Source organism: Shewanella sp. SR44-4, assembly GCF_014163715.1.
Classification (GTDB): Bacteria; Pseudomonadota; Gammaproteobacteria; order Enterobacterales; family Shewanellaceae; genus Shewanella.
Map to the genome: position 1 here is coordinate 1 of NZ_JACJDU010000060.1, position 24,386 is coordinate 24,386.

General features: G+C 42.9%; 40 protein-coding genes. 34 read left to right on the plus strand and 6 right to left on the minus strand.

Annotation, left to right across the window (positions count from 1 at the left end; all coding sequences use genetic code 11):
* The 29 genes from H5125_RS19460 to rplQ form a co-directional block, all read left to right on the plus strand.
* The coding region (locus H5125_RS19460; RefSeq protein ID WP_202932829.1) for a hypothetical protein at positions 1 to 73 on the plus strand (73 nt) is incomplete at its 5' end.
* Between the two features lie 353 nt (positions 74 to 426).
* Positions 427 to 738: a 30S ribosomal protein S10 gene (gene rpsJ / locus H5125_RS19465; RefSeq protein ID WP_011635639.1), complete on the plus strand. Its 312-nt coding sequence runs from the start codon at positions 427 to 429 to the stop codon at positions 736 to 738.
* Between the two features lie 27 nt (positions 739 to 765).
* Positions 766 to 1,404 carry a 50S ribosomal protein L3 gene (rplC, locus tag H5125_RS19470; protein WP_101033710.1) on the plus strand — a complete coding sequence of 213 codons (639 nt, stop codon included), beginning with the start codon at positions 766 to 768 and terminating at the stop codon, positions 1,402 to 1,404.
* A 17-nt stretch (positions 1,405 to 1,421) separates the two neighbouring features.
* The gene (rplD, locus tag H5125_RS19475; protein ID WP_011635641.1) at positions 1,422 to 2,027 is read left to right on the plus strand and encodes a 50S ribosomal protein L4; all 606 of its coding nucleotides are present in this window, start codon (positions 1,422 to 1,424) and stop codon (positions 2,025 to 2,027) included.
* On the plus strand, positions 2,024 to 2,326 hold the full coding sequence (gene rplW / locus H5125_RS19480) for a 50S ribosomal protein L23 (protein ID WP_011635642.1): 303 nt from the start codon (positions 2,024 to 2,026) through the stop codon (positions 2,324 to 2,326). The genes rplD and rplW overlap by 4 nt, the downstream gene beginning before the upstream one ends.
* Positions 2,327 to 2,342: 16 nt before the next feature.
* A complete protein-coding gene (gene rplB, locus H5125_RS19485) occupies positions 2,343 to 3,167 on the plus strand; it encodes a 50S ribosomal protein L2 (RefSeq protein ID WP_011635643.1) in 825 nt (274 codons plus the stop codon).
* Between the two features lie 14 nt (positions 3,168 to 3,181).
* Positions 3,182 to 3,460, plus strand: coding sequence for a 30S ribosomal protein S19 (gene rpsS, locus H5125_RS19490; RefSeq protein ID WP_006083596.1), 279 nt, complete (start codon positions 3,182 to 3,184; stop codon positions 3,458 to 3,460).
* Positions 3,461 to 3,475: 15 nt separating this feature from the next.
* Positions 3,476 to 3,808, plus strand: a complete 333-nt coding sequence (gene rplV, locus H5125_RS19495) for a 50S ribosomal protein L22 (RefSeq protein ID WP_011635644.1) — start codon at positions 3,476 to 3,478, stop codon at positions 3,806 to 3,808.
* A gap of 12 nt (positions 3,809 to 3,820) precedes the next feature.
* On the plus strand, positions 3,821 to 4,510 hold the full coding sequence (gene rpsC, locus H5125_RS19500; protein WP_011635645.1) for a 30S ribosomal protein S3: 690 nt from the start codon (positions 3,821 to 3,823) through the stop codon (positions 4,508 to 4,510).
* A gap of 11 nt (positions 4,511 to 4,521) precedes the next feature.
* Positions 4,522 to 4,932, plus strand: coding sequence for a 50S ribosomal protein L16 (gene rplP, locus H5125_RS19505; protein ID WP_011635646.1), 411 nt, complete (start codon positions 4,522 to 4,524; stop codon positions 4,930 to 4,932).
* Complete coding sequence (rpmC, locus tag H5125_RS19510) at positions 4,932 to 5,123, plus strand: 50S ribosomal protein L29 (protein ID WP_011635647.1); 192 nt, start codon at positions 4,932 to 4,934, stop codon at positions 5,121 to 5,123. The genes rplP and rpmC overlap by 1 nt, the downstream gene beginning before the upstream one ends.
* Positions 5,123 to 5,371 carry a 30S ribosomal protein S17 gene (gene rpsQ / locus H5125_RS19515; RefSeq protein ID WP_011635648.1) on the plus strand — a complete coding sequence of 83 codons (249 nt, stop codon included), beginning with the start codon at positions 5,123 to 5,125 and terminating at the stop codon, positions 5,369 to 5,371. The genes rpmC and rpsQ overlap by 1 nt, the downstream gene beginning before the upstream one ends.
* 176 nt (positions 5,372 to 5,547) lie before the next feature.
* On the plus strand, positions 5,548 to 5,916 hold the full coding sequence (gene rplN / locus H5125_RS19520; protein ID WP_011635649.1) for a 50S ribosomal protein L14: 369 nt from the start codon (positions 5,548 to 5,550) through the stop codon (positions 5,914 to 5,916).
* A 10-nt stretch (positions 5,917 to 5,926) separates the two neighbouring features.
* Entirely contained in the window at positions 5,927 to 6,241 is a 315-nt protein-coding gene (gene rplX / locus H5125_RS19525) for a 50S ribosomal protein L24 (protein ID WP_101084804.1), read from the plus strand.
* Positions 6,242 to 6,254: 13 nt separating this feature from the next.
* Positions 6,255 to 6,794 (plus strand): 50S ribosomal protein L5, encoded by a 540-nt coding sequence (rplE, locus tag H5125_RS19530; protein ID WP_011635651.1) that lies wholly within the window; start codon positions 6,255 to 6,257, stop codon positions 6,792 to 6,794.
* Positions 6,795 to 6,804: 10 nt separating this feature from the next.
* Complete coding sequence (gene rpsN / locus H5125_RS19535) at positions 6,805 to 7,110, plus strand: 30S ribosomal protein S14 (RefSeq protein ID WP_011635652.1); 306 nt, start codon at positions 6,805 to 6,807, stop codon at positions 7,108 to 7,110.
* 24 nt (positions 7,111 to 7,134) lie between these two features.
* Complete coding sequence (rpsH, locus tag H5125_RS19540) at positions 7,135 to 7,527, plus strand: 30S ribosomal protein S8 (RefSeq protein WP_011635653.1); 393 nt, start codon at positions 7,135 to 7,137, stop codon at positions 7,525 to 7,527.
* Between the two features lie 10 nt (positions 7,528 to 7,537).
* Positions 7,538 to 8,071 (plus strand): 50S ribosomal protein L6, encoded by a 534-nt coding sequence (gene rplF / locus H5125_RS19545; RefSeq protein ID WP_011635654.1) that lies wholly within the window; start codon positions 7,538 to 7,540, stop codon positions 8,069 to 8,071.
* A 10-nt stretch (positions 8,072 to 8,081) separates the two neighbouring features.
* On the plus strand, positions 8,082 to 8,432 hold the full coding sequence (gene rplR / locus H5125_RS19550) for a 50S ribosomal protein L18 (protein WP_011635655.1): 351 nt from the start codon (positions 8,082 to 8,084) through the stop codon (positions 8,430 to 8,432).
* A gap of 12 nt (positions 8,433 to 8,444) precedes the next feature.
* Positions 8,445 to 8,948, plus strand: a complete 504-nt coding sequence (rpsE, locus tag H5125_RS19555; RefSeq protein WP_011494651.1) for a 30S ribosomal protein S5 — start codon at positions 8,445 to 8,447, stop codon at positions 8,946 to 8,948.
* Positions 8,949 to 8,954: 6 nt separating this feature from the next.
* Complete coding sequence (gene rpmD / locus H5125_RS19560) at positions 8,955 to 9,143, plus strand: 50S ribosomal protein L30 (RefSeq protein WP_011635656.1); 189 nt, start codon at positions 8,955 to 8,957, stop codon at positions 9,141 to 9,143.
* Positions 9,143 to 9,577: a 50S ribosomal protein L15 gene (rplO, locus tag H5125_RS19565; protein ID WP_011635657.1), complete on the plus strand. Its 435-nt coding sequence runs from the start codon at positions 9,143 to 9,145 to the stop codon at positions 9,575 to 9,577. The genes rpmD and rplO overlap by 1 nt, the downstream gene beginning before the upstream one ends.
* A gap of 7 nt (positions 9,578 to 9,584) precedes the next feature.
* Positions 9,585 to 10,925, plus strand: coding sequence for a preprotein translocase subunit SecY (secY, locus tag H5125_RS19570; RefSeq protein WP_101084805.1), 1,341 nt, complete (start codon positions 9,585 to 9,587; stop codon positions 10,923 to 10,925).
* A 23-nt stretch (positions 10,926 to 10,948) separates the two neighbouring features.
* Complete coding sequence (gene rpmJ / locus H5125_RS19575) at positions 10,949 to 11,062, plus strand: 50S ribosomal protein L36 (protein ID WP_006083579.1); 114 nt, start codon at positions 10,949 to 10,951, stop codon at positions 11,060 to 11,062.
* A gap of 117 nt (positions 11,063 to 11,179) precedes the next feature.
* Entirely contained in the window at positions 11,180 to 11,536 is a 357-nt protein-coding gene (gene rpsM, locus H5125_RS19580) for a 30S ribosomal protein S13 (RefSeq protein WP_011635660.1), read from the plus strand.
* Between the two features lie 17 nt (positions 11,537 to 11,553).
* Positions 11,554 to 11,946 (plus strand): 30S ribosomal protein S11, encoded by a 393-nt coding sequence (gene rpsK / locus H5125_RS19585; protein WP_011635661.1) that lies wholly within the window; start codon positions 11,554 to 11,556, stop codon positions 11,944 to 11,946.
* A 32-nt stretch (positions 11,947 to 11,978) separates the two neighbouring features.
* Positions 11,979 to 12,599, plus strand: a complete 621-nt coding sequence (rpsD, locus tag H5125_RS19590) for a 30S ribosomal protein S4 (RefSeq protein ID WP_011635662.1) — start codon at positions 11,979 to 11,981, stop codon at positions 12,597 to 12,599.
* A 24-nt stretch (positions 12,600 to 12,623) separates the two neighbouring features.
* Entirely contained in the window at positions 12,624 to 13,613 is a 990-nt protein-coding gene (locus H5125_RS19595; RefSeq protein ID WP_011635663.1) for a DNA-directed RNA polymerase subunit alpha, read from the plus strand.
* Positions 13,614 to 13,653: 40 nt separating this feature from the next.
* Positions 13,654 to 14,049, plus strand: a complete 396-nt coding sequence (gene rplQ, locus H5125_RS19600) for a 50S ribosomal protein L17 (RefSeq protein ID WP_011635664.1) — start codon at positions 13,654 to 13,656, stop codon at positions 14,047 to 14,049.
* 1,326 nt (positions 14,050 to 15,375) lie between these two features.
* Here rplQ and ccmE read toward each other — a convergent pair.
* Genes ccmE through ccmA form a run of 5 tightly spaced genes read right to left on the minus strand, consistent with a single transcriptional unit; the run spans position 15,376 to position 18,149 of the window.
* On the minus strand, positions 15,376 to 15,861 hold the full coding sequence (gene ccmE / locus H5125_RS19605) for a cytochrome c maturation protein CcmE (protein WP_162022029.1): 486 nt from the start codon (positions 15,859 to 15,861) through the stop codon (positions 15,376 to 15,378).
* Entirely contained in the window at positions 15,845 to 16,057 is a 213-nt protein-coding gene (gene ccmD, locus H5125_RS19610) for a heme exporter protein CcmD (RefSeq protein WP_011635666.1), read from the minus strand. Before ccmD ends, ccmE begins: the two co-directional genes overlap by 17 nt.
* Complete coding sequence (locus H5125_RS19615) at positions 16,057 to 16,803, minus strand: heme ABC transporter permease (protein ID WP_101084807.1); 747 nt, start codon at positions 16,801 to 16,803, stop codon at positions 16,057 to 16,059. Before H5125_RS19615 ends, ccmD begins: the two co-directional genes overlap by 1 nt.
* Positions 16,803 to 17,489 carry a heme exporter protein CcmB gene (gene ccmB / locus H5125_RS19620; protein WP_011635668.1) on the minus strand — a complete coding sequence of 229 codons (687 nt, stop codon included), beginning with the start codon at positions 17,487 to 17,489 and terminating at the stop codon, positions 16,803 to 16,805. The genes H5125_RS19615 and ccmB overlap by 1 nt, the downstream gene beginning before the upstream one ends.
* Before the next feature lie 9 nt (positions 17,490 to 17,498).
* Positions 17,499 to 18,149: a cytochrome c biogenesis heme-transporting ATPase CcmA gene (gene ccmA / locus H5125_RS19625; protein WP_182745078.1), complete on the minus strand. Its 651-nt coding sequence runs from the start codon at positions 18,147 to 18,149 to the stop codon at positions 17,499 to 17,501.
* Between the two features lie 324 nt (positions 18,150 to 18,473).
* Between ccmA and H5125_RS19630 the strand changes: the two genes are divergently transcribed.
* Positions 18,474 to 18,767: a cytochrome c5 family protein gene (locus tag H5125_RS19630; protein WP_101084809.1), complete on the plus strand. Its 294-nt coding sequence runs from the start codon at positions 18,474 to 18,476 to the stop codon at positions 18,765 to 18,767.
* Between the two features lie 95 nt (positions 18,768 to 18,862).
* On the opposite strand, the gene ccmI is transcribed toward H5125_RS19630, so the two are convergent.
* Positions 18,863 to 20,116 (minus strand): c-type cytochrome biogenesis protein CcmI, encoded by a 1,254-nt coding sequence (gene ccmI, locus H5125_RS19635; RefSeq protein ID WP_101084810.1) that lies wholly within the window; start codon positions 20,114 to 20,116, stop codon positions 18,863 to 18,865.
* Positions 20,117 to 20,534: 418 nt separating this feature from the next.
* Between ccmI and H5125_RS19640 the strand changes: the two genes are divergently transcribed.
* From H5125_RS19640 to H5125_RS19655, 4 genes are read left to right on the plus strand one after another with little or no spacing between them, the layout of a single operon-like run.
* Positions 20,535 to 22,505 (plus strand): heme lyase CcmF/NrfE family subunit, encoded by a 1,971-nt coding sequence (locus H5125_RS19640; RefSeq protein ID WP_101084811.1) that lies wholly within the window; start codon positions 20,535 to 20,537, stop codon positions 22,503 to 22,505.
* Between the two features lie 16 nt (positions 22,506 to 22,521).
* Positions 22,522 to 23,076: a DsbE family thiol:disulfide interchange protein gene (locus tag H5125_RS19645; protein WP_011635673.1), complete on the plus strand. Its 555-nt coding sequence runs from the start codon at positions 22,522 to 22,524 to the stop codon at positions 23,074 to 23,076.
* Positions 23,076 to 23,558 (plus strand): heme lyase NrfEFG subunit NrfF, encoded by a 483-nt coding sequence (nrfF, locus tag H5125_RS19650; protein WP_101084812.1) that lies wholly within the window; start codon positions 23,076 to 23,078, stop codon positions 23,556 to 23,558. The genes H5125_RS19645 and nrfF overlap by 1 nt, the downstream gene beginning before the upstream one ends.
* 60 nt (positions 23,559 to 23,618) lie before the next feature.
* Positions 23,619 to 24,158: a TlpA disulfide reductase family protein gene (locus H5125_RS19655; protein WP_182745079.1), complete on the plus strand. Its 540-nt coding sequence runs from the start codon at positions 23,619 to 23,621 to the stop codon at positions 24,156 to 24,158.
* The last annotated feature ends 228 nt before the right edge of the window (positions 24,159 to 24,386 follow it).

Sequence of the window (24,386 nt, forward strand, 5' to 3'; positions counted from 1 at the left end):
CGGTTTACGTTTCGCTATCCGTGAAGGTGGCCGTACAGTTGGTGCAGGTGTTGTAGCTAAAATTATCGCGTAATAGCGAGTTTAGTGAACACTAAAAAAGGAAGCTTAGGCTTCCTTTTTTATTTCCAAAAAGTAACAATCATTAGTAGCATTAACACATAAAATGTGTAAAATGCGCGGCAGTTGATTGTAAGAAGACTTTTAGAAGACTATTTACACAATGGGCTTGATCTTAGAAAGAAGATCTGTATAATTGCCCACTCGCTGACTAGTGCAGCGTAAATTATAATGTTTAACCAAGTAGGTTACTCATTTTCACAGCGACTCCGATTGGGAGTCGAACGGTTAAATCATCTCGCTCTGCTTTTCCATTAGGAAGAAGCTAGAGGGTGATTTTTTATATGTCCATTTTAGGAGCTCTGGTCAATGCAGAACCAAAGAATCCGTATCCGCTTGAAAGGCTTTGATCATCGTTTAATTGATCAGTCTACAGCGGAAATCGTTGAAACTGCTAAGCGTACAGGCGCGCAGGTTCGTGGTCCAATTCCACTACCTACTCGCAAAGAGCGTTATACCGTTTTGATCTCTCCGCACGTTAATAAAGATGCTCGTGATCAGTACGAAATTCGTACCCACAAGCGTTTAGTTGACATCGTAGAGCCAACAGAAAAGACTGTAGACGCATTAATGCGTTTAGATCTTGCGGCTGGTGTCGACGTTCAGATTAGCTTAGGTTAATTGAGATCCTTAGAAGAGGTTTGAGAGATGGCTATCGGTCTTATTGGTCGTAAAGTGGGTATGACTCGCATCTTCACTGAAGATGGTACGTCAATCCCTGTAACAGTAATCGAGATTGCAGGCAACCGCGTTACTCAAGTGAAAACTTTAGAAACAGACGGTTATCGTGCACTTCAAGTGACTACTGGTACCAAAAAAGCCAATCGCATCACTAAAGCAGAAGCAGGTCACTTTGCCAAGGGCGGCGTAGAAGCTGGTCGTGGTTTGTGGGAAATGCGTTTAGCAGATGGTGAAGGCGAAGGCATTGAAGTTGGTGCTGAAATTAATGTTGATATTTTCGCTGAGACAGTGAAAGTAGATGTTACTGGTCAATCAAAGGGTAAAGGTTTCCAAGGCGGCGTTAAGCGTTGGAACTTCCGTACTCAAGATATGACACATGGTAACTCTTTGGCACACCGTTCGAATGGTTCTATCGGTCAGAACCAAACGCCTGGTCGTGTATTCAAAGGCAAGAAAATGTCAGGCCATATGGGTGCTGAGCAAGTAACAACTCAAAATCTACACGTAGTACGTGTTGATGCAGAGCGTAACTTGTTGTTAGTACGCGGCGCAGTTCCAGGCGCTACCAATGGTGACTTGATTATCAAGCCAGCAGTTAAAGCTTAAGGTCTGAGGAGATAGTAATGGAATTGGTATTGAAAGACGCCCAGAGCGCTCTTGAAGTTTCCGAAACTACCTTCGGCCGTGACTTTAACGAGGCATTGGTTCATCAGGTAGTTGTAGCATATGCTGCAAACGCGCGTCAGGGCACTCGTGCTCAAAAGACTCGTGCGGAAGTAACTGGCTCAGGCAAAAAGCCTTGGCGCCAGAAAGGCACAGGCCGCGCTCGTGCCGGTAGTGTTAAAGGCCCAATCTGGCGTGGCGGTGGCGTAACATTCGCTGCTAAAACACAAGATCACAGCCAAAAAGTTAACAAGAAGATGTACCGTGGTGCTCTAAAGAGCATATTCTCTGAATTGGTACGTCAAGAGCGTCTAGTTGTTGTTGAATCGTTTGGTGTTGAAGCTCCTAAAACTAAAGAGCTGAAAGCTAAATTAAAAGCAATGAACTTAGAAGATGTTCTAATTGTTACAGCTGAAGTTGATGAGAATTTATTCTTAGCAGCTCGCAACTTATACAAAGTTGACGTGCGTGACGTAGCGGGTCTTGACCCAGTGAGTCTAATTGCGTTCAACACTGTTCTTGTTACTGCTGATGCAGTGAAGCAAATCGAGGAGATGCTAGCATGATCCGCGAAGAACGTTTGCTAAAAGTTATTCTTGGTCCACATATCTCTGAAAAGAGTACTGTGCTTGCTGAGAAAAACAACACTGTAGTTTTCCGCGTAGCCATCGATGCAACTAAAGCAGAGATTAAAGCTGCAGTAGCGAAGCTATTTGAAGTTGAAGTTGATTCTGTTCGCACTTTAGTTAATAAAGGCAAAACCAAGCGTACCGGTGGCCGTGTAGGTCGTCGTATCGATTGGAAAAAAGCTTATGTTACTTTAGCTGCTGGTGCTGAAATCGATTTCGTCGGCGGCGCTGAATAAGCAAAGGAGAATTATCATGGCAGTTATTAAGTGTAAGCCAACCTCTCCAGGTCGTCGCCACGTAGTTAAAGTGGTGAATACGGACCTGCATAAGGGTAAACCTTTTGCTGGCCTGTTGGCGAAAAAAACTAAAAGTGGTGGCCGTAATAATACTGGCCGTATCACTGTACGCCACGTAGGTGGTGGACATAAGCAGCACTATCGTATTGTTGACTTTAAACGCAACAAAGATGGTATCCCTGCGAAAGTTGAACGTCTTGAATACGATCCAAACCGTACAGCGCACATCGCGCTAGTACTGTATGCAGATGGTGAGCGTCGTTATATTCTTGCTGCAAAAGGCATGAAAGCTGGCGACCCAATCCAATCTGGCTTGGATGCAGAAATCAAGACTGGTAACGCTAGACCGTTACGCAACATTCCAGTAGGTAGTGTTGTACACGCTGTCGAAATGAAGCCTGGTAAAGGCGCTCAAATCGCACGTTCAGCTGGTGCTTATGTACAAGTTGTTGCTCGTGATGGTGCTTATGCAACTCTACGTCTTCGCTCTGGCGAAATGCGTAAAGTTCCAGTAGATTGCCGCGCGACATTTGGTGAAGTTGGTAATGCCGAGCACATGCTACGCCAGTTAGGCAAAGCAGGTGCTAAGCGCTGGAGAGGCGTACGCCCTACAGTTCGAGGTGTTGCAATGAACCCAGTAGACCATCCACATGGTGGTGGTGAAGGCCGTACTTCTGGTGGACGTCATCCAGTGAGTCCATGGGGTGTGCCGACTAAGGGTTATAAAACTCGTAGCAACAAGCGCACTGATAAGTACATCGTACGTCGTCGTAATAAATAGTAAGAGGATTCGCCATGCCACGTTCTCTCAAGAAAGGTCCCTTCATTGACCTGCACTTGCTGAAGAAGGTAGAGAAAGCGATGGAAGCGGGAGACAAAAAGCCAATTAAGACTTGGTCTCGTCGCTCAATGATCATCCCTAATATGATTGGGTTGACCATCGCTGTCCATAATGGTCGTCAGCACGTACCTGTGTTCGTAACTGACGAAATGATCGGCCACAAGCTTGGTGAATTTTCACCAACTCGCACTTATCGCGGCCATGCTGCAGATAAGAAAGCGAAGAAGCGTTAATACGGGAGGAATAAGATGGAAGTTTTAGCTAAACATCGTTTTGCTCGTACGTCTGCGCAGAAGGCCCGTCTAGTTGCTGATCAAATTCGCGGATTGCCTGTTTCTAAGGCACTCGAGATTTTGACATTCAGCCCCAAGAAAGCCGCCGTACTAGTAAAAAAAGTACTTGACTCAGCTATCGCAAACGCCGAACACAACGAAGGTGCTGACATTGATGAGCTTAAAGTTGGAGCCGTCTTCGTAGATGAAGGCCCAACAATGAAGCGTATCATGCCACGTGCTAAAGGCCGCGCTGATCGTATCATGAAGCGTACCAGTCACATCACTGTGGTTGTAGCAGATCGCTAGGAGAAGAGAGCAATGGGACAGAAAGTACATCCTAATGGTATCCGTCTGGGTATCACTAAGCCTTGGATCTCTACCTGGTACGCAGATAAGTCAGACTATGCAAATAATCTGAACAGCGACTGGGAAGTGCGTCAATATTTAACTGAAAAGTTAAAAGCCGCATCAGTATCTAAGATTGTTATTGAACGCCCAGCGAAAAGCATCCGCGTTACTATTCACACTGCCCGTCCAGGTATTGTGATTGGTAAGAAAGGTGAAGACGTTGAAGTATTACGTGCCTATGTGTCTAAAATCACTGGTACTACTGCTCAAATCAACATCGCTGAGATCCGTAAGCCTGAATTAGACGCTAAGCTCGTTGCTGACTCTATTGCTCAGCAGTTAGAGCGTCGTGTTATGTTCCGTCGTGCTATGAAGCGCGCAGTACAAAACGCAATGCGCATTGGTGCTCAAGGTATCAAAGTTCAAGTGAGCGGCCGTTTAGGCGGCGCTGAAATTGCGCGTGCAGAATGGTATCGTGAAGGTCGTGTACCTTTGCATACTTTGCGTGCTGATATCGACTATTCAACCGCAGAAAGTCACACTCAATACGGTGTGATTGGTATTAAAGTTTGGATCTTCAAAGGCGAAGTTCTAGACGGTTTAGTACCTGCTATTGAAGAGCCTAAGCAGCAACCTAAGCGTAAGCCTCGTGGTAAATAGGAGAAACTTTTATGCTGCAACCTAAACGTATGAAGTTTCGCAAGATGTTCAAGGGCCGCAACCGTGGTCTAGCGAACGGTACTGAAGTTAGCTTTGGTACTTTCGGTTTGAAAGCAGTCGGCCGTGGCCGTTTAACTGCACGTCAAATTGAATCTGCACGTCGTGCCATGACACGTCATGTTAAACGTCAAGGACAAATTTGGATTCGAGTTTTCCCTGACAAGCCAATTACCTCTAAGCCTCTTGAAGTGCGTATGGGTAAAGGTAAAGGTAACGTTGAATACTGGGTATGTCAGATTCAACCTGGTAAGGTTCTTTACGAGATGGATGGTGTTCCTGAGTCGTTGGCTCGTGAAGCCTTCGCTTTGGCTTCTGCCAAACTTCCTCTGAAGACTACCTTCGTAACTAAGACGGTGATGTAATGAAAGCGAGCGAACTAAGAGAAAAGAGCGTTGAAGAACTTAACGCTGAATTACTTGGTCTGCTGCGTGAGCAGTTTAACCTGCGTATGCAACACGCTACTGGTCAGTTGACTCAAACGAATCAGTTGAAACTAGTGCGTCGTAACATTGCACGTGTTAAGACCATTATTACTTCTAAGGCAGGTGTGTAATGTCTGATAAAGCCCGTACTTTGCAAGGTAAAGTAATTAGCAACAAAATGGATAAGTCTATTACTGTTGCTATTGAGCGCCAAGTGAAACATCCTATTTATGGGAAGTACATTAAGCGTACAACTAAGATCCATGCACATGACGAAACTAATCAGTGTAATGAAGGGGATTTCGTGGCTATTAGCCAGTGTCGTCCTCTATCTAAGACTAAGTCTTGGACACTAGCTGAAGTAGTAACAAAAGCCTAATCTCGATTAGGTTAACGTAAACGGCCCCAGTATTTGGGGCCGTTTGTTTTTTTTGCTATGCATTCCAAAAATGTGTGTTATACTTGCGCGCCAATTTTGAGTAAATTATTACTTGAATTTGGTTCAAATATACTCCCATAGTGGGATTGTGTAGTAACGATAGCGGAGCACTTGAAATGATCCAAATGCAATCGACTCTAGACGTCGCATGTAACAGCGGCGCACGCAGAGTTCAGTGTATTAAGGTCTTGGGTGGCTCTCATCGTCGTTATGCCGGTATCGGCGACATTATCAAAGTTTCTGTTAAAGAAGCGATTCCTCGCGCTAAAGCGAAGAAAGGTGATGTATATAACGCGGTGGTAGTCCGTACTAAGAAAGGCGTACGTCGTCCAGACGGTTCTGTCATTCGCTTCGATCGGAATGCAGCGGTATTGCTTAACGCAAACCTTGCACCGATTGGTACTCGTATCTTTGGCCCAGTGACACGTGAATTGCGTAATGATAAATTCATGAAAATTGTCTCGCTGGCACCAGAAGTACTGTAAGGAGCTTCAAATGGCAGCTAAAATCCGTCGTGAAGACGAAGTAATTATATTAGCAGGTAAAGACAAGGGTAGCCGCGGTAAGGTTTCTCAAGTTCTACCTACTGGTAAGTTAATTGTTGAAGGCTTTAATCTTGTTAAAAAGCACCAGAAACCTAACCCTCAATTGGGTGTGACTGGCGGCGTTATCGAGAAAGAAGCACCGATGCAAGCATCAAACGTTGCGATCTTTAACCAAGCCACAGGCAAGGCAGATCGTGTTGGTTTCCGATTTGAAGACGGCAAAAAAGTCCGTTTCTTTAAATCGAACAGCGAACTCGTTAAGTAATTTGGAGTAAACGATGGCGAAACTGCATGATAAATATCAAGAGACTGTAGTTGCTGAACTAGCTAAAAAGTTCGGCTACAGCAGTGTCATGCAAGTCCCTCGGATTGAAAAAATCACCCTAAACATGGGTGTGGGCGAAGCTGTTGCAGATAAGAAAGTTATGGAGCATGCGCTCCGTGACATGACTGCAATCGCTGGCCAGAAGCCAATTGTAACTGTTGCTCGTAAATCAGTTGCTGGTTTTAAAATCCGTGAAGGCTACCCTATTGGCTGTAAAGTTACCCTACGCGGTGAGCGTATGTGGGAATTTTTAGAGCGTTTAGTTGACATTGCAATACCACGTATTCGTGATTTCCGAGGCTTAAGCGCTAAAGCGTTTGACGGCCGTGGTAATTATGCAATGGGCGTGCGTGAGCAGATCATCTTCCCAGAAATCGATTATGATAAAATCGATAAAATTCGTGGTATGGATATTGTTATCACTACTACTGCGAAGAATGATGAAGAAGGTCGTGCTTTGTTAGACGCTTTTAACTTCCCATTCAAGAAATAAGGGTAGCATAATGGCAAAAACATCTATGAAAGCACGTGAAGCAAAACGTGCGCAGCTCGTAGCTAAATATGCTGAAAAGCGTTTAGCACTTAAGGCTATAATCAGCAGCCCTGCAACTTCTGAAGAAGATCGCTGGGATGCCGTACTTAAGTTACAAGCTCTACCACGTGATTCTAGCGCTGCGCGTCAACGCAACCGCTGTAATCAAACTGGTCGCCCACATGGTTTTCTACGTAAATTCGGCTTAAGCCGTATTAAATTACGTGAAGCAACCATGCGTGGTGAAGTTCCTGGTCTGCGTAAGGCCAGCTGGTAAGCACTTGTCACGGAGTAAGCTAATATGAGCATGCAAGATCCTATTGCGGATATGTTAACCCGTATTCGTAACGGCCAAGCTGCTAACCACGTATCTGTTAAGATGCCTTCAGCTAAGTTAAAAGTAGCAATTGCGAAATTACTTAAAGATGAAGGTTTCATTACTGAATACGCCGTAGCAGATGAAGCTAAGCCTGAATTAGAAATTACGTTAAAGTACTTTCAAGGCAAACCAGTCGTTGAGACTATCCAGCGTGTAAGTCGCCCTGGTCTTCGTATTTACAAAGGTAAAGACGAGTTACCAAAGGTGATGGGCGGTCTGGGTATCGCAATTGTGTCCACTTCTCAAGGCTTGATGACTGATCGCGCCGCCCGCCAAAATGGCACGGGTGGCGAGGTTATCTGCTACGTAGCGTAAGGAGCTAGAAATGTCTCGTGTTGCAAAAGCACCAGTCACTGTTCCTGCTGGCGTAGAGGTGACTTTAAACGAACAGACCTTAACTGTTAAAGGCAGTAAAGGAAGTCTGACTCGAGTAATCAACAATGCGGTAAATGTTGTTATCGAAGATGCACAAGTAAAGTTTCTTCCTGTCGATGGCGTTTCTAACGCTTGGGCTCAGGCTGGTACTGCACGTGCACTAGTAAACAACATGGTTGTTGGTGTATCTCAAGGTTTTGTGAAAAAACTTAAATTAGTTGGTGTAGGTTACCGTGCAAAGATTGCTGGTAGTGACTTAGATTTAACATTAGGTTTCTCACATCCATTAGTACACAAACTGCCCGCAGGCGTTACTGCAGAGTGTCCTAGCCAAACTGAAATCGTGCTTTCGGGCGTTGATAAACAAGTTGTTGGTCAGGTTGCTGCTGAAATTCGCGGATATCGTCCACCAGAGCCTTATAAAGGCAAAGGTGTTCGTTATGATGACGAAATAGTACGCCGTAAAGAGGCTAAGAAGAAGTAGGTAACGCGATATGGATAAGAAAACATCTCGCTTACGTCGCGCGTTACGTGCACGTAAGAAGATCCAAGAGCTGGGCGTGAATCGTCTGGTTGTACATCGTACACCGCGTCACATTTATGCTCAGGTGATCAATCCTGAAGCTCAGGTGTTGGCAGTTGCTTCAACCGTTGAAAAAGCGGTTAAAGAGCTACTAAAGAGTACCGGTAACGTTGATGCGGCTAAAGCAGTAGGTAAAATTGTTGCTGAGCGTGCGATCGAGAAGGGCGTAGCAACAGTTGCGTTCGACCGTTCTGGTTTCAAGTATCATGGTCGTGTAGCTGCACTAGCAGATGCCGCTCGTGAAGCTGGCCTGAAGTTCTAAGGGGTTATAAAAATGGCTAAATTAGAAGCTCAGCAAAAAGACGATCTGCAAGAGAAATTGATTGCAGTTAATCGTGTTTCTAAAGTAGTTAAGGGCGGTCGTATCTTTAGCTTCACAGCACTAACAGTAGTGGGTGACGGTAACGGTAAGATTGGCTATGGCTATGGTAAAGCGCGTGAAGTTCCAGCTGCTATTCAAAAAGCAATGGAAAAAGCCCGTCGTAATATGGTAACAGTGGAGTTGAATGCAGGTACTTTGCATCACCCAGTTAAAGGTCGCCATACTGGTTCAAAAGTTTATATGCAACCAGCATCACAGGGTACCGGTATTATTGCCGGTGGCGCAATGCGTGCCGTATTGGAAGTAGCAGGCGTTCATAACGTTCTGTCAAAAGCATACGGTTCTACTAACCCGATCAACATCGTTCGCGCAACTGTCGATGCGTTGGTGCACATGAAGTCACCAGCTCAAATCGCAGCAAAACGTGGCCTGAATGTTGATGAGATTCGGGGGTAATGCACCATGGCTACTAAAACTTTAAAAGTCACACAGACTAAAAGCAGCATTGGTCGTTTACCAAAACACCGTGCAACCTTAACCGGTTTAGGCCTACGCCGTATTAATCACACTGTTGAAGTTGAAGATACACCTTCAGTTCGCGGTATGATTAACAAGGTGTACTACATGGTTTCGGTGGAGGAATTAGGATAATGCGTCTAAATACTCTATCTCCAGCAGCAGGTTCTAAATCTGCTCCTAAGCGTGTAGGCCGTGGTATCGGTTCAGGTTTAGGTAAAACAGCGGGACGTGGCCATAAAGGTCAGAAGTCTCGTTCAGGCGGCGGTGTTCGCGTCGGTTTCGAAGGTGGTCAAATGCCACTTAAGATTCGTTTACCTAAGTTTGGCTTTACTTCGCGTCGCGCTTTGGTAACAGCTGAAGTTCGTTTACTCGAACTAGCAAAAGTTAACGGTGATGTTGTCGATTTGAATGCACTGAAAGATGCGAACGTTATTACTCGCAACATCCAGTTTGCGAAAATCGTTCTTTCAGGTACCATTGACCGCCCAGTGACTGTAAAAGGTCTCAAGGTAACCAAAGGTGCTCGTGCAGCTATTGAAGCTGCCGGTGGCAAGATCGAGGAATAATACGTCGATGGCAAAACCAGGACTTGATTTAAAAAGCGCGAAAGGCGGTTTATCTGAACTGAAAACTCGTCTTCTGTTCGTGATTGGTGCGATTATCGTCTTTAGAGCCGGTTCGTTCGTGCCAATTCCTGGTATTGACGCAGCTGTATTGGCAGAGCTATTTGCTCAGCAAAAAGATACCATCCTTGGCATGTTTAACATGTTCTCGGGTGGTGCCTTAGAGCGTGCTTCTATCTTCGCATTGGGTATTATGCCGTATATTTCGGCATCTATCATTATGCAGTTATTGACTGTTGTGCATCCTGCACTCGCTGAATTGAAAAAGGAAGGCGAATCAGGACGTAAGAAAATTAGTCAATATACTAGATATGGCACACTCGTGTTGGGTACGCTGCAATCTGTCGGTATTGCAACGGGTTTACCAAATCTGATGCCTGGTCTTGTGGCCAATCCCGGATTTGGTTTCTACTTTGTTGCAGTTGTGAGCTTAGTAACAGGAACAATGTTCCTTATGTGGCTAGGTGAGCAAATTACCGAACGTGGTATTGGTAATGGTATCTCGATTTTAATTTTCGCAGGTATTGTTGCTGGTCTACCATCGGCCATCGGCTCAACGGCTGAGCAGGCGCGTCAAGGTGACATGAATGTATTAGTACTACTGTTGCTCGCAGTGATTGTATTTGCTGTAACTTATTTAGTGGTATTTGTGGAACGTGGTCAACGTCGTATCGTCGTTAACTACGCTAAACGTCAACAAGGCCGTAAGGTTTTTGCAGCGCAAAGCACACATTTACCATTAAAAATAAATATGGCAGGTGTGATTCCACCAATCTTTGCTTCCAGCATTATTTTGTTTCCAGGTACACTGGCTCAGTGGTTTGGACAAAATGAGTCTATGTCATGGTTAAGCGATTTCGCTTTAGCTGTGTCACCAGGACAACCGCTGTATTCATTATTGTATGCGACAGCAATCATCTTTTTCTGTTTCTTCTATACTGCGTTGGTTTTTAACCCTCGTGAAACAGCAGATAACTTGAAAAAGAGTGGTGCATTCATTCCTGGGATCCGTCCCGGAGAACAGACTTCGCGTTACATTGATAAAGTAATGACACGTTTAACCTTAGCGGGTGCGTTGTATATTACCTTTATCTGCTTAATTCCGGAGTTCATGTTAATTGCGTGGAAAGTACAGTTCTATTTTGGCGGTACTTCGCTACTAATTATAGTAGTCGTAATCATGGACTTCATGGCTCAGGTTCAGACCCATATGATGTCCCATCAATATGAGTCTGTGATGAAGAAAGCTAATCTTGTTAACAAAGCCAATTTAGACCGCTTTGGAAAATAAGATTGCTTTTACGGAGTGATGAAATGAAAGTTCGAGCTTCCGTGAAGAAGATCTGCCGTAATTGCAAGATCGTCAAGCGTAGTGGTGTTGTACGCGTTATATGTGTTGAACCAAAACACAAACAGCGTCAAGGCTAAGAAAGAAGTTTGGTCAGCTCAATAATGGGCTGACCAAAATATTGTTTGCAAATCTGTCGTCTGTCGAGTATCCTTTCGGGCTTTTCGCAGATGGCCTTTAACTTTAAGGAGTGCATAGTGGCCCGTATCGCTGGCATTAACATTCCTGATCAAAAGCATACAGTCATTGCGTTGACTGCTATTTTTGGTATTGGACGTACACGCGCTAGAGCAATCTGCGCATCTACTTCAATTGCTGAAGATGCTAAGATCAAGGAATTGAGCGAAGCTCAAATAGATATCCTACGCGAAGAAGTCGCCAAATACACTGTAGAAGGTGACTTGCGTCGTGAGATTTCAATGAACATCAAGCGTCTTATGGATCTTGGTTGTTATCGTGGTCTCCGCCATCGTCGTAGCCTGCCCCTTCGTGGGCAACGTACTAAGACCAATGCGCGTACGCGTAAAGGTCCACGTAAGCCAATAAGAAAGTAACGGGAAGGTAAACCAAAATGGCTAAAGTTCCGTCACGTTCTCCGCGTAAGCGCGTACGTAAACAGGTTGCAGATGGCATGGCTCATATCCATGCGTCTTTCAACAACACAATTGTCACCATTACGGATCGTCAAGGTAATGCGTTGTCATGGGCTACCTCAGGTGGTTCTGGTTTCCGTGGTTCACGTAAATCAACACCATTCGCTGCGCAGGTTGCTGCTGAGCGTGCAGGTATTGCTGCTCAAGACTACGGTGTTAAAAACCTTGAAGTTTTCGTGAAGGGTCCTGGTCCAGGTCGTGAATCAGCCATTCGTGCGCTGAACGCTGTTGGTTATAAAATTACCAACATTACCGATGTGACGCCTATCCCTCATAATGGCTGTCGTCCACCTAAAAAGCGTCGTGTATAACACTGCGTATATAGGATAGTTGGAGAAAGATCATGGCAAGATACTTGGGTCCCAAGCTCAAGCTCAGCCGCAGAGAAGGTACAGACCTTTTCCTAAAAAGCGGTGTGAGAGCAATCGATTCGAAGTGTAAGCTAGAAACTGCACCTGGACAACATGGCGCACGTAAGCCACGTTTGTCTGAGTATGGTATTCAGTTACGCGAGAAACAAAAAGTTCGTCGTATTTATGGTGTGCTAGAAAAGCAATTCCGTAACTACTACAAAGAAGCTGCACGTCTAAAAGGCAATACTGGTGAAAACCTTTTGCAACTTTTAGAAGTCCGCCTAGATAACGTCGTTTATCGTATGGGTTTCGGTTCTACTCGTGCAGAATCACGTCAGCTAGTAAGCCATAAATCTGTTATGGTTAACGGTCGTGTTGTTAACATTCCGTCATTCAAAGTGTCTGCGAATGATGTTGTAAGCATCCGTGAAAAGTCACGTACTCAAGCTCGTATTAAAGCGGCTTTAGAAGTGGCTGGTCAACGCGAAAAGCCTACATGGGTAGAAGTCGACAATGCGAAAATGGAAGGTGCTTTCAAGCGCGTTCCAGAACGTAGCGATTTGTCTGCGGATATTAACGAACAGCTGATCGTCGAGCTTTACTCTAAGTAAAGCTAACAAACAAGAGAGGACACAATGCAGGGTTCTGTTACAGAATTTCTTAAACCGCGTCTCGTTGATATTGAGCAGGTTAATTCAACTCGCGCCAAAGTTACACTAGAGCCACTAGAACGTGGTTTTGGCCATACCTTAGGTAACGCGTTGCGTCGCATCCTATTGTCGTCTATGCCTGGCTGTGCAGTTACTGAAGTCGAAATTGACGGCGTACTGCATGAATACAGCAGTAAGGAAGGCGTACAAGAAGATATCCTTGAGATATTGCTTAATCTTAAGGGATTAGCAGTGACCATCGAGGGTAAAGACGAGGCTTTGCTTACATTAAGCAAGTCCGGCACAGGCCCTGTTACAGCAGCAGATATCACACATGATGGTGATGTTACCATCGTGAATCCTGATCATGTTATCTGTCACTTGACTGGTAACAATGATATCAGCATGCGTATCCGCGTTGAGCGTGGTCGTGGTTATGTGCCAGCTTCGGCTCGTGCACAGACTGAAGACGATGATCGCCCAATCGGTCGTTTGCTGGTTGATGCTTCTTTTTCACCTGTTGCTCGCATTGCTTATAATGTTGAAGCCGCTCGTGTTGAACAGCGTACTGACTTAGACAAACTTGTGATAGATATGACCACAAACGGTACTATCGATCCTGAGGAAGCAATTCGTCGTTCTGCAACAATTTTAGCTGAACAGCTAGATGCGTTTGTTGAACTACGTGATGTTACTGAGCAGGCTGTTGTAGAAGAGAAACCGGAGTTCGATCCGATTTTGCTGCGTCCTGTCGACGATTTAGAGCTAACTGTACGTTCGGCTAACTGTTTAAAAGCCGAAGCGATTCATTACATCGGAGATCTGGTACAACGCACTGAAGTTGAGTTGCTTAAGACCCCTAACTTAGGTAAGAAATCTCTTACTGAAATTAAGGATGTTTTAGCGTCTCGCGGACTGTCGTTAGGTATGCGTCTAGAAAACTGGCCTCCGGCTAGTTTAGCTGACGACCTATAAGTCTCAGGTTAGTACAGATTTAGGTTATAAGGATTAGGTCATGCGCCATCGTAAGAGTGGTCGTCAACTAAACCGCAACAGCAGTCATCGCCAAGCTATGTTCCGTAACATGGCTTGTTCAATAGTTCGTCATGAGATTATCAAGACAACTGTAGCTAAAGCGAAAGAACTGCGTCGCGTTGTTGAACCTCTAATAACACTTGCTAAAGTTGACAGCGTTGCAAATCGCCGTTTAGCTTTCGCTCGTACCCGCGACGCTGAAGTTGTAGGTAAGTTATTTACTGAATTGGGTCCACGCTTCCAGGAACGTCCTGGTGGTTACACTCGTATTCTTAAGTGCGGTCTACGTACCGGTGATAAAGCCCCAATGGCTTACATCGAGTTAGTAGGTCGTCCTGAAGCTGCTGAAGCTGTTGAAGTTGAAGCTGCTGAGTAATTAATTACTCACCGAAAAACCGAGCCTAGGCTCGGTTTTTTTTTATCTTTTTTTAACTTCGACTTTGTTTCAAACATCATATCTTTTTAGCTGCAATCCATATCCATTTATTGTACAACTTGGTAAATGTCTACTATTTATGCGTAATCTTGTATCTGATTATTTTCACAATCGCTCTCAGCTCGGTCAACGAGATGAACCCAATACTCATTTTCTTGATTCTCTGATCCGATATGTGTCGTGCAACTCTGTTTAGTAAAATCGTATTATTGTGTTTGTATTAAGGACATAATAGCAACGTTAACCATGTCTAAGCTTAAGTCGATAATACCAAGTACAAGACGCTAAAGTTGTTCTTATGTTTGCAACAATGGCTATTCCGTTTAAGCCAATGTTCACAGGTTTTGAGCTGCAAACGAACCTTCAACAGAGTTGGTCGAAACCACTTACTATATGTGTAATATTTTACTGATGTAGGAATATGGCTGACGGCGGGAATGCAATGCTGGATCTGTTACTTAACATCACGTTAAGGCTGCGTATTCGACTTGATTAACGTACTTTGAAGTTATACTGAATGACTAGCTTATATGATGCCATTATTGTTAACCGTGGCGTGTAGACATGCTACATAGGTCTTACCATAACTAACTATTATCTATTTGGCATCAGCTTGGAATCATAAATGGTCATCAAATTCTCCTTTGTATTGCCAACTGTATTGCATTACTTGCAATAGGCTAGTAATGACGCACCTCTGCGCCTAGTTAAAAAAATCACAAGTTTGATATGAAATAGGCCGAATATTGTCATTTTGCCTTATCTATCTCACTTTTTAACCTGAATTGAGATTATTTGGCATTATTGAGCTGATGCCAAAAATAGAAAATATGGATTAGTCTATAGGTTAAAGCCGTTGTGCTGTGGTTCAAAATCATTGAATCAAAACTGGAAACACAATAAATAGAAGGGTTTTATTGAAACCAGAGTTGTTCATAATTCGATAGGCTTTCATTATAGGTATGACCTACTGTGACTGGCATTGTTCAGTACGCGGAAAATAAGCAGACTTTTAATAGAGACACAACATTTTCAGTTAAGCAGTATTTTACCTTAAATGGATATAATGGTTTTTTGCACCGTCACACCATTGTTTTTTATCCTTGCTGAAAATCTTAATGTAAAACCCACAATAGGTTATAAACCTATGTTCAAACTATTCTCTCCGTAATGAGTAGCTAAAATAATAGCAATTATCTGTCTATAACAATTGAAATTTTATTCATAAAAAAAGCCTCCGAAGAGGCTTTTTATTACAAATAGACTTTATTTATCTTCAAGAGCTTTTTGATTATAGGTCGGTTTTTCATGCGTTTGACCCATAGCTTCAGCAACTTCAGGTGGCATGTAATTTTCATCATGCTTAGCGAGTACTTCAGTGGCCTCTAGTTTTCCTGACTCAACCAGTACACCCTGGGCAACGATACCTTGACCTTCTCTAAATAAGTCTGGTAATAAATCGTCGTATGTAACGGATACAGTCCCACCCGCTGAATCATGTACAGCAAATTCAACGTGTAAGCTGTCTGGATCGCGTTTCATCGATCCCATTGTTACCATGCCACCGATTCGGATACGTTGTCCAAGCTCTGGCTTTACACCCGTATCGTTTTTACCGTGGGTAATTTCATACGGTGTATAGAATAAATTCAAATTTGAATTTAGTGCGTACAATAGTAATGATGCAACAGCAGCAACGCCCGCAATCAATGCAACGGCAAGGGTTAATCTCTTTTTACGTCTTGGATTCACGGTTATTACCTCTTGTTTCTTTCAGGCGTTGTTCACGCGTTATCTTTTTAGCAATTTCGATCAGGACTTTACGTTTTTGTCTGATACTCAGGGTTATTAATGTGGCTAGACAGCCGAACGTTACACCATAGGATAGCCAAACATAAAATGCGTAACCGCCCATATCAAGAAAATCTTTAAATGAATCAAATTGCATTATTTTGCCTCCTCTGCGGTTGCTAAGTCTCTCACCCAAGGGCGCATGCCATTGCGAGCAAGGATCTCTGTTCTATAGCGGATCAAGGTTATCGCTCCAATCATCATCCCAAACCCGAAAATATTAATTAACAGTGGGTATAACATATCGGTCGACATCGTCGATTTTTCTGTGATTCTAATGGTTGATGGCTGATGTAAACTACTCCACCAATCAACGGAATATTTAATAATGGGTATATTAATTACGCCGACAATCGCCAGAATTCCAGAAGCTCTAGCCGCGAGGACTTTATCTTCAAATGATGCATACAGTGATATAACCCCAAGGTAGAGAAACAGTAATACCAGTTCAGAGGTTAAGCGTGCATCCCATACCCACCAAGTTCCCCACATAGGTTTACCCCATGCAGCACCTGTTAGTAAGGCAATAAAGGTAATGACTGCACCAATAGGTGCGATAGCTGCCGCGGCCCAGTCTGCCGATTTTATTTGCCAAACTAAGCCAATAAATGAAGCTACTGCCATACCCATATATGCAGCCATTGACATCGATGCAGCAGGTACATGGATAAAGATGATTCGGTAACTGTCACCTTGTTGGTAATCTGTCGGGGCAAATAATAAACCCCAAATACTGCCTGTTCCAACGAGTAATATTGCTAGAATACTAAACCAAGGCAACAAAGTGCCTGACAGTTTATATGCCCGTTCAGGGTCTGCGTAAGAATGTAACCATTTCCACATTAGTTTGTGCTCACACGTAAAGAGGCGCCAATTGCGAAAGGTGCCAAGATTAAAGAACCGACCAACATTGCGGCAAGAATCGCAAGTTGACCATCATAAGCCATATTCAGTCCTGCAGCATCAATCGCACTAGTGGCAAAAATAAGTACAGGTATATATAAAGGTAGAATAAGTAAACTTAGCAGGACTCCTCCTTTGCGAAGTCCTACAGTCAGTGCAACACCTATCGCACCAAGTAACGACAATATCGGTGTACCTAATGCTAAAGTCGACATCAATGCACCGTAACTATTGTCTTCTAAATGCAACAGTACAGCGAGTAATGGTGCGACTAGAATTAAAGGCACACCAGTAAGTATCCAATGTGCTAGAACTTTGGCCAGAACCATTAATGCTAACGGTTGTGGGCTCAGTAGCATTTGTTCTAAGCTGCCATCGTTGTAATCTGCTTTAAATAAACGTTCTAATGACAGCATAGATGCAAGTAAGGCTGCTACCCAGATAATACCAGGTGCTACTCTAGTCAACACTTGAGGTTCCGGTCCAATTCCTAAAGGAAAAAGAGTGACCACTAAAATAAAGAATAACAGCGGGTTAAAAATATCACCTCGATGTCTAATGGCAATTCTTAAATCACGTTGCAAAAGCGTCATGAATGCTGTGGTGTAACTGATTCCTCGTTTCATTCAAATACCTTATACAAAGCGATAGTCGAGAGTGATTTTACGTAGTATGGCATCACTAATAATGCTCATATCCTGATGTGTGGTTAATATTACACATCCACCCGATTCAGCATGTTGAATAAAAAGTTGCTCTAATTCTTCTACACCTTTTTTATCAATTGCGGTAAAAGGTTCGTCGAGGATCCATATTTTACAATTACTGTGTTGTAATCTGGCTAATGCAGTACGTCGATGTTGTCCCGCAGATAAATGACCTGCTAGTGCTTCTTCAAAACCGGTTAAATTGACTTTCGCCAAAATTTCAGTGGTATCGAAATTATCATAGCCACTAATTCTTAAATTGAAGTTAAGATTTTCTTCTGCTGTTAGCTCGCTTTTCACACCCGCTAAATGCCCTAGATAGAGTAAGTCGTGATTAAATTCGTCTCTACAGCGATTGATGTTTTCACCATTATATTCAACTTCACCGGCATAGGGACGTGACAAACCAGCAATAATACGTAAAAGACTGGTTTTACCGGCACCATTAGGACCTTCAATCTGGACAATATCCCCTGCATTGATATTAAAACTCAGTCCATCAAATAGAATGCGCTCTTCCCTAATACAGGTTAATTCGTTGGCACTTAATAGCACTTGTGATTGGTTTGATATGGTCACTTATCCCTCTTATTTTACTTGAGGATGAATTCGAAAAGATATTAACACAAACACTTTTATCGGTTTAGCTTTGTCACTGATTAAGTGCTAGCAATTTGATATGGTTCCAAAATTATGAATTTAGTTTGAACTTTTTCATCGATTACTAATATATTACCTGAACTACACAGATTGTCTCGATTTAGAGGCTAAGCTGAGATTGTTATCACAAAAAGATGAGTTTTTTTGCTAATTGTAGTAATCTATCGTTGCTAAAAATGAGTCTGCCTTCTAAATCAAAGGGCAGCGTTAAGCTTTGTATATTTGCAATTAGGAACGATGAATATGAAAAAATTGTTAGCAATGACTGCAGTAGCTGCCTTAACTTTGTCTGCAAATGTATTTGCTCAAGAAGGTGAAGCTATTTACAATAAAGCGTGTCAAGTATGTCACAGCATGGGTGTGGCCGGAGCGCCTAAAGTTCATGACGCTGCGGCATGGGAACCACGTCTAGCAAAAGGTTTAGATGCCTTAGTTGGTTCGGTTAAGTCTGGTTTAAACGCAATGCCACCAGGTGGTATGTGTACTGACTGTACCGATGAAGATTACAAAAACGCAATTCAGTTTATGTCTAAGTAGTTTTCAACTAAATCAAAAAACCGGCTTTTATAGCCGGTTTTTTATGGGTTAATTTCAGTGATGCTAACTGAGAACATCACTAATATTACACAATACTATTGCACTAAGGTATCCAGAGTTAGTGCAGCATTATCACCCACTTTAATGGCTTTAATGGTACCCTTTAGGTCTCCAGGTTGCGGTTTCACGCTGCCATTTTTTGACAGTACCGCAATTATTTCGACTTCTTGTACTGAGCTCAGTGTGACATCGCCACCCATTGAAGTACTATCATCTAATGTGATTGTTGCAGGTAAACTGCTAGCACTGATTTTAGTTGCAGCTAACGGTACTTTTGGACCTTGCGTTGCTCGTGCGAAAATAAACACAGTATCGCTATCGGCCACTTTGTCTGCTAATTCTGGAGCAATAGAAACTTCAATTGCGACTGTCTTCGCATTGCTCGTAACTACTGGCTTTTGAGTTGAATCACCATTAGGCATTGCCGAACCTTCATTAAGGCGCATGTTTGCAGATTCAATTGCATTCATTAATGCTGTTCTATCAACATCATCTCGATCGCTGTCTAAGATCATCTGCCAAGCATTGATAGCTTTGTTGTAGTCAGCGGTAAAGAATGCATCCATGCCAACAAGAAGTAGTGTAGAGGGGTCTTGTGGGTCTAACGCTAAAGATTGATCAATCACAGCTTGAATCGCCGGCGACATCTGCTGATTTGCTTTATAGTATAGCGCAGTCGCTTTAGGCCCAAGGAGTTCAGCTTGCGTGCCGACGAGTTCCATTACCTTATCAAATGCGCCAATGGCTTTATCATATTGGTTGGCAGATATATAAGCATGACCAAGGCTAAACCAAGCTTGGCTATCGTCTGGCTGTGCCTGCACTTTTGCTTCCATCATTTGTACCCGTTGCGACATTATTTGCGCCGGATCCATGCCTTGATGAGGATTGCTTGCTTGAGGAGGATTGGCTAATTCGTTATAAGCACCTAAGTGTTGATATAGGTAACCGGAAACAGCCAATAAGCACAAGGTCATAAAAGCAGGCCATAATGCGTTTTTTGATTTAATTTCTACATCAAGGGAGTCATCACCTTTTTGTTGCATGTCCTGAAGTAGATTTATCTCTAATTCTTTCTTTAATGCTTCGAATTCGACTTGATCCAAAAGCTCGTCATGTAATTCTTTTTCAAGAATTGTTAACCGCTCAGCAAAAAGTTCAAGGTTAGTTTGTCTACGAACGCCAGACTCTTCGGCTTGTAACAGTTTTGTTTGGCGAAAGTGTGGAACCCAAATCATGATTAGGCCGATGAGTACGACAAGCGCAATAAAAATCCAAAATGTGGTCATTATGTCAATATTCACTTTTAGGTTAACAGAGAAAGCGGCATTTACCGCAGTGCTTGGAACTTCGATTATACGTAAAGATTATTAATTGAATAGTAATATAAGGCAGATATGAATCCAAATCCTGATAGTTGCGTACTGGTTCACAGATTGAATGGTTTGACTAACTAATAGCGAAACTTTATATCAGTAATACTGTCAGACAAGTTGCCAAAAAAATTCGTTTTGGTTGAATCGGTGTTCATAATGAGACTGGTGACCCAATTTTGTACGAAAATGGCAGACATATGTCATAGCAAGTTCTAAAATGCGTTAAAATTCGTTTAAGCTAATGTGCGTATATTAGTTTCATCGCATTAATTAGTACTGTCGTGATTTGTTTGTTTCAGATCCGCTAATTTTTTTAGACTAAGGAATACCCATGATTCCAGAACTTGGACATTTCTCGCTAATTCTCGGTTTGGCTTTTGCCTTACTGCTAGCTAGCGTGCCGTTATATGGTTCCGCACGTAAAGACCAGTATCTTGTTCGATATGCCTGGCCACTGACATACGGAATGTTTTTTTTCATCAGTCTCTCCGTTATAGCACTAGGGTACAGCTTTGCTGTTGATGATTTCTCTGTGGCTTATGTCGCCCATCACTCTAATTCTCAACTACCAATATTCTTTAAAATTGCGGCGGTATGGGGTGGTCATGAAGGTTCATTATTATTCTGGGTATTCGCGTTGTCTGTATGGACTGCATCAGTAGCACTATTTAGTAAGGGCTTAGAAGAAGTCTTTACCGCAAGGGTGTTATCTGTTTTAGCGATGATTGTTGTTGGCTTCAGTTTATTTATGATCCTTACATCAAGTCCATTTGAACGGATATTTCCTATTCCTCTAGAAGGGCGAGATTTAAATCCAATGTTGCAAGATGTTGGCTTAATCTTCCACCCACCAATGTTGTATCTAGGGTATGTGGGTTTTTCAGTCTGTTTTGCCTTTGCTATTGCAGCCCTCATGAGTGGCAGACTTGATTCTGCTTGGGCACGCTGGAGTCGTCCATGGACATTAGCGGCATGGATATTTCTAACTGGCGGTATTTCACTTGGTTCTTGGTGGGCTTACTACGAATTAGGTTGGGGCGGCTGGTGGTTCTGGGACCCAGTTGAAAATGCATCATTTATGCCTTGGTTAGTCGGTACTGCTTTAGTGCACTCATTAATTGTGACGGAAAAGCGTGGGGCATTCCGTAACTGGACTGTATTGCTGTCTATCTTTGCCTTCTCATTAAGTTTACTCGGCACCTTTATTGTACGTTCTGGTGTGCTTACGTCAGTGCATTCATTTGCAGCAGATCCAAGTCGTGGTTTGTTTATCTTGCTGTTGTTAGGTATTGCCATTGGTGGTTCGTTAACTCTGTTTGCTTTCCGAGCCAGTGAAATGAGCAGTCCAGCACGATTTGAGCTTAAATCGAAAGAAACCATGTTGCTAATCTGTAATGTGTTACTCACTGTTGCTGCAGGTACTGTGTTGCTGGGTACGCTTTATCCTTTATTGATAGATGCATTAGGCATGGGCAAGATTTCCGTCGGACCTCCATATTTTAATGCTGTATTTGTACCTATCGTATTAGTGCTATTTGGCTTTATGGGTATTGGTCCAATTATTCGCTGGAAGAAATCTAAAGCAGGCGAAATTAAAAAACAGTTACTTATTCCAGCTATTATTGCATTAGTTACCGGTGTCGCTGCTCCATTTATTGCTGGTGGCCAATTTAATGCTTGGGTGATGTGTGGTGTGGCTGCTACAGCATGGATCATGCTATCCACTTTTCGCGCTGCTTATAATATGGTGAGCGATAAAGAAGGTGGTATTAGTCTTAATCGAATTGGCCGTAGTCAATTGGGAATGCTCTTCGCTCACTTTGGTATTGCTGTGTCGGTAATGGGGGCTACTATTGTCTCTAACTATTCGATTGAAAAAAGCGTACGTATGGGTCCTGGTATCAGCCAAGAACTAGCAGGTTACACATTTAAGTATTTAGAAACTAAAAATGTTGTCGGTCCTAACTATACCGCTCAACAAGGTCAGATTGAGATTTACAAAGATGATGAATTTATCACCTTACTAAAACCTGACCGTCGTCAATATAATGTACGAACTATGGATATGACTGAAGCGGGTATTGATTGGGGATTATTCCGCGATTTATATGTCACTATGGGTGATCCCATTAGTTTAACCGAGTTTGCGGTGCGTCTTAATTATAAACCGTTTGTACGTTGGTTGTGGTTTGGATCAATCTTTATGATGATTGGTGGCTTCCTGGCAGCATCCGATAAGCGTTATCGTGTAAAGCAAGCTGCGACAGATGAAGCAGTAAAAGCAAAATTAGCGACTGCTTAATATACTCGGAGACATTATGAAGAAGTTTGTACTGTTTATACCTTTGGTTATATTTTTAGGTATGGGCGTGTTTTTATACAAAGGATTATTTCTCAATCCTAAGGTGCTTGATTCTGCATTAGAAGGAAAGCCAGTTCCGGCTTTCCAACTTGAGCGCTTAGAAGTGCCTAGTGAAGTGTTAACTGAGAAAGATCTTCCAGCAAAAGTGTCTATGTTGAACTTTTGGGCAACTTGGTGTCCAGCATGTAAGTATGAGCATCCTTATTTGATGATGCTGTCTAAACGTAACTTGTTACCTATATATGGTATCAACTATCGTGACGAGAGAGCATTAGCTGTTAAGGAGTTAACTACTCAAGGTGATCCATACACAGTTAACATCTTTGACAAAGATGGTCGCTTAGGTCTTGATCTTGGAGTTTATGGAGCACCGGAAACTTTTATAGTCGACCACAACGGTATTATTCGTTATCGCTATGCAGGTCCTATAGATCAAACAGTATGGACACAAACCTTGTATCCAATGATCCAGCAATTACAAGCTGAAGCTAAAGTCGATGGAGCATCGTAATGAAATTCATATTTAAAATGATGGTGGCTTGTACGAGTTTACTTTTTACTCTGACGGTAATGGCGACACCTGTTGATACTTATGAATTTCAATCGGTAGATAATCAACAAAGAGCATTGTCACTAGCACACCAATTGCGTTGCCCACAGTGTCAGAATCAAAACTTAGTCGATTCAAACTCTCCGGTTGCGCAAGATTTACGTCTTGAAGTGTATACGATGGTCGATAGTGGTAAGTCAGATTCAGAGATTATTGAATTTATGACCAGCCGCTATGGCGATTTTGTCTTATACAATCCAAAGTTAGACTCGAAAACTTATATTCTATGGCTTGGTCCATTTGGGTTACTTGTTTTAGGTCTCTTTATTGGTTTTATCTTTGTGCGTAAGCAACGTATACAGGCATCTGAATCGACAACCTTGTCAACAGAGCAACAAGCTGAGTTAGATGCGTTATTAAATCGTAGTAAGACAACTAAGTAACCGATTGGAGTATTAACTTTGAAACAGTGGTTTGCGTTTATTTTCACTTGTCTCATTCTTATGGGGACAGCAGGTCCGGTAAATGCATACCCAGGCATGCAAGCAGCGGCCAAGCAAACCACTGAATCAACACTCGATCGCATAAACATATTGCCGCAACCATTCCCAATTGCGCTAGTCGATTTTACTGATCTTGTTGGTCAGTCGGTTAACTTTGAACAATATAAGGGTAAAGTGGTTGTTGTGAATCTTTGGGCTACTTGGTGTCCACCTTGTGTTAGAGAACTTCCAGCACTCGATCGATTAAATCAAACTCTAAATGCACAACATTTTGCTCTACTGCCTATTTCTATTGATGCTGAAGCTGTGACTATTGTGCAACCATTTTTAGAGTCTCTTGGATTAGGCCGGTTTAATTCGTATTTCGATCCGCAACAACAATTACGTGATGTCTTCCCGCTTGATACGATACCTGCAACATTTATCTTAAATGAACAAGGTGAGCTGGTGGCTTATGTTCGTTCGTATGTCGATTGGGACGATTCAAATGTGGTGACTTTCCTTGAACAGTTCCGCCAGAACGCTAAAGAAGTACAATAAACCGTCATAAAGTCGCTTAAAATACGAAAAAGGATCGCTTTTGGTGAAAAGATCGCCAAGCGATCCTTTTTTATTAAAAAAGGCCTTGCGCAAAAACGTGAGCTGCCTATAATGCGCATCCACTGACACGGCAGACAGCGCAAGCGGTTACTGAGTCAGGTTGAATTAAGTGCTTCAAAACACAGAGTTCAAGGCGAAAAGAAAGTTTGAAAAAACACTTGACGCCAA

Excerpts from the sequence above, each read along its gene's own strand:
- rplW (WP_011635642.1), top strand. The coding sequence starts at position 2,024 with ATGATCCGCGAAGAACGTTTGCTAAAAGTTATTCTTGGTCCACATATC.
- rplX (WP_101084804.1), top strand. The coding sequence starts at position 5,927 with ATGGCAGCTAAAATCCGTCGTGAAGACGAAGTAATTATATTAGCAGGT.
- rpsK (WP_011635661.1), top strand. The coding sequence starts at position 11,554 with ATGGCTAAAGTTCCGTCACGTTCTCCGCGTAAGCGCGTACGTAAACAG.
- rplP (WP_011635646.1), top strand. The coding sequence starts at position 4,522 with ATGCTGCAACCTAAACGTATGAAGTTTCGCAAGATGTTCAAGGGCCGC.
- H5125_RS19640 (WP_101084811.1), top strand. The coding sequence starts at position 20,535 with ATGATTCCAGAACTTGGACATTTCTCGCTAATTCTCGGTTTGGCTTTT.
- rplB (WP_011635643.1), top strand. The coding sequence starts at position 2,343 with ATGGCAGTTATTAAGTGTAAGCCAACCTCTCCAGGTCGTCGCCACGTA.
- secY (WP_101084805.1), top strand. The coding sequence starts at position 9,585 with ATGGCAAAACCAGGACTTGATTTAAAAAGCGCGAAAGGCGGTTTATCT.
- rplR (WP_011635655.1), top strand. The coding sequence starts at position 8,082 with ATGGATAAGAAAACATCTCGCTTACGTCGCGCGTTACGTGCACGTAAG.
- rplC (WP_101033710.1), top strand. The coding sequence starts at position 766 with ATGGCTATCGGTCTTATTGGTCGTAAAGTGGGTATGACTCGCATCTTC.
- H5125_RS19645 (WP_011635673.1), top strand. The coding sequence starts at position 22,522 with ATGAAGAAGTTTGTACTGTTTATACCTTTGGTTATATTTTTAGGTATG.
- ccmI (WP_101084810.1), bottom strand. The coding sequence starts at position 20,116 with ATGACCACATTTTGGATTTTTATTGCGCTTGTCGTACTCATCGGCCTA.
- rplF (WP_011635654.1), top strand. The coding sequence starts at position 7,538 with ATGTCTCGTGTTGCAAAAGCACCAGTCACTGTTCCTGCTGGCGTAGAG.
- ccmB (WP_011635668.1), bottom strand. The coding sequence starts at position 17,489 with ATGAAACGAGGAATCAGTTACACCACAGCATTCATGACGCTTTTGCAA.
- H5125_RS19595 (WP_011635663.1), top strand. The coding sequence starts at position 12,624 with ATGCAGGGTTCTGTTACAGAATTTCTTAAACCGCGTCTCGTTGATATT.
- rpsN (WP_011635652.1), top strand. The coding sequence starts at position 6,805 with ATGGCAAAAACATCTATGAAAGCACGTGAAGCAAAACGTGCGCAGCTC.
- rpsQ (WP_011635648.1), top strand. The coding sequence starts at position 5,123 with ATGTCTGATAAAGCCCGTACTTTGCAAGGTAAAGTAATTAGCAACAAA.
- rplD (WP_011635641.1), top strand. The coding sequence starts at position 1,422 with ATGGAATTGGTATTGAAAGACGCCCAGAGCGCTCTTGAAGTTTCCGAA.
- rplV (WP_011635644.1), top strand. The coding sequence starts at position 3,476 with ATGGAAGTTTTAGCTAAACATCGTTTTGCTCGTACGTCTGCGCAGAAG.
- rpsE (WP_011494651.1), top strand. The coding sequence starts at position 8,445 with ATGGCTAAATTAGAAGCTCAGCAAAAAGACGATCTGCAAGAGAAATTG.
- rpmJ (WP_006083579.1), top strand. The coding sequence starts at position 10,949 with ATGAAAGTTCGAGCTTCCGTGAAGAAGATCTGCCGTAATTGCAAGATC.
- rplN (WP_011635649.1), top strand. The coding sequence starts at position 5,548 with ATGATCCAAATGCAATCGACTCTAGACGTCGCATGTAACAGCGGCGCA.
- rpsD (WP_011635662.1), top strand. The coding sequence starts at position 11,979 with ATGGCAAGATACTTGGGTCCCAAGCTCAAGCTCAGCCGCAGAGAAGGT.
- rpmD (WP_011635656.1), top strand. The coding sequence starts at position 8,955 with ATGGCTACTAAAACTTTAAAAGTCACACAGACTAAAAGCAGCATTGGT.
- H5125_RS19615 (WP_101084807.1), bottom strand. The coding sequence starts at position 16,803 with ATGTGGAAATGGTTACATTCTTACGCAGACCCTGAACGGGCATATAAA.
- rpsH (WP_011635653.1), top strand. The coding sequence starts at position 7,135 with ATGAGCATGCAAGATCCTATTGCGGATATGTTAACCCGTATTCGTAAC.
- rplE (WP_011635651.1), top strand. The coding sequence starts at position 6,255 with ATGGCGAAACTGCATGATAAATATCAAGAGACTGTAGTTGCTGAACTA.
- rpsC (WP_011635645.1), top strand. The coding sequence starts at position 3,821 with ATGGGACAGAAAGTACATCCTAATGGTATCCGTCTGGGTATCACTAAG.
- rplQ (WP_011635664.1), top strand. The coding sequence starts at position 13,654 with ATGCGCCATCGTAAGAGTGGTCGTCAACTAAACCGCAACAGCAGTCAT.
- rpsS (WP_006083596.1), top strand. The coding sequence starts at position 3,182 with ATGCCACGTTCTCTCAAGAAAGGTCCCTTCATTGACCTGCACTTGCTG.
- nrfF (WP_101084812.1), top strand. The coding sequence starts at position 23,076 with ATGAAATTCATATTTAAAATGATGGTGGCTTGTACGAGTTTACTTTTT.
- rplO (WP_011635657.1), top strand. The coding sequence starts at position 9,143 with ATGCGTCTAAATACTCTATCTCCAGCAGCAGGTTCTAAATCTGCTCCT.
- rpmC (WP_011635647.1), top strand. The coding sequence starts at position 4,932 with ATGAAAGCGAGCGAACTAAGAGAAAAGAGCGTTGAAGAACTTAACGCT.
- ccmD (WP_011635666.1), bottom strand. The coding sequence starts at position 16,057 with ATGCAATTTGATTCATTTAAAGATTTTCTTGATATGGGCGGTTACGCA.
- H5125_RS19655 (WP_182745079.1), top strand. The coding sequence starts at position 23,619 with ATGGGGACAGCAGGTCCGGTAAATGCATACCCAGGCATGCAAGCAGCG.
- H5125_RS19630 (WP_101084809.1), top strand. The coding sequence starts at position 18,474 with ATGAAAAAATTGTTAGCAATGACTGCAGTAGCTGCCTTAACTTTGTCT.
- rpsJ (WP_011635639.1), top strand. The coding sequence starts at position 427 with ATGCAGAACCAAAGAATCCGTATCCGCTTGAAAGGCTTTGATCATCGT.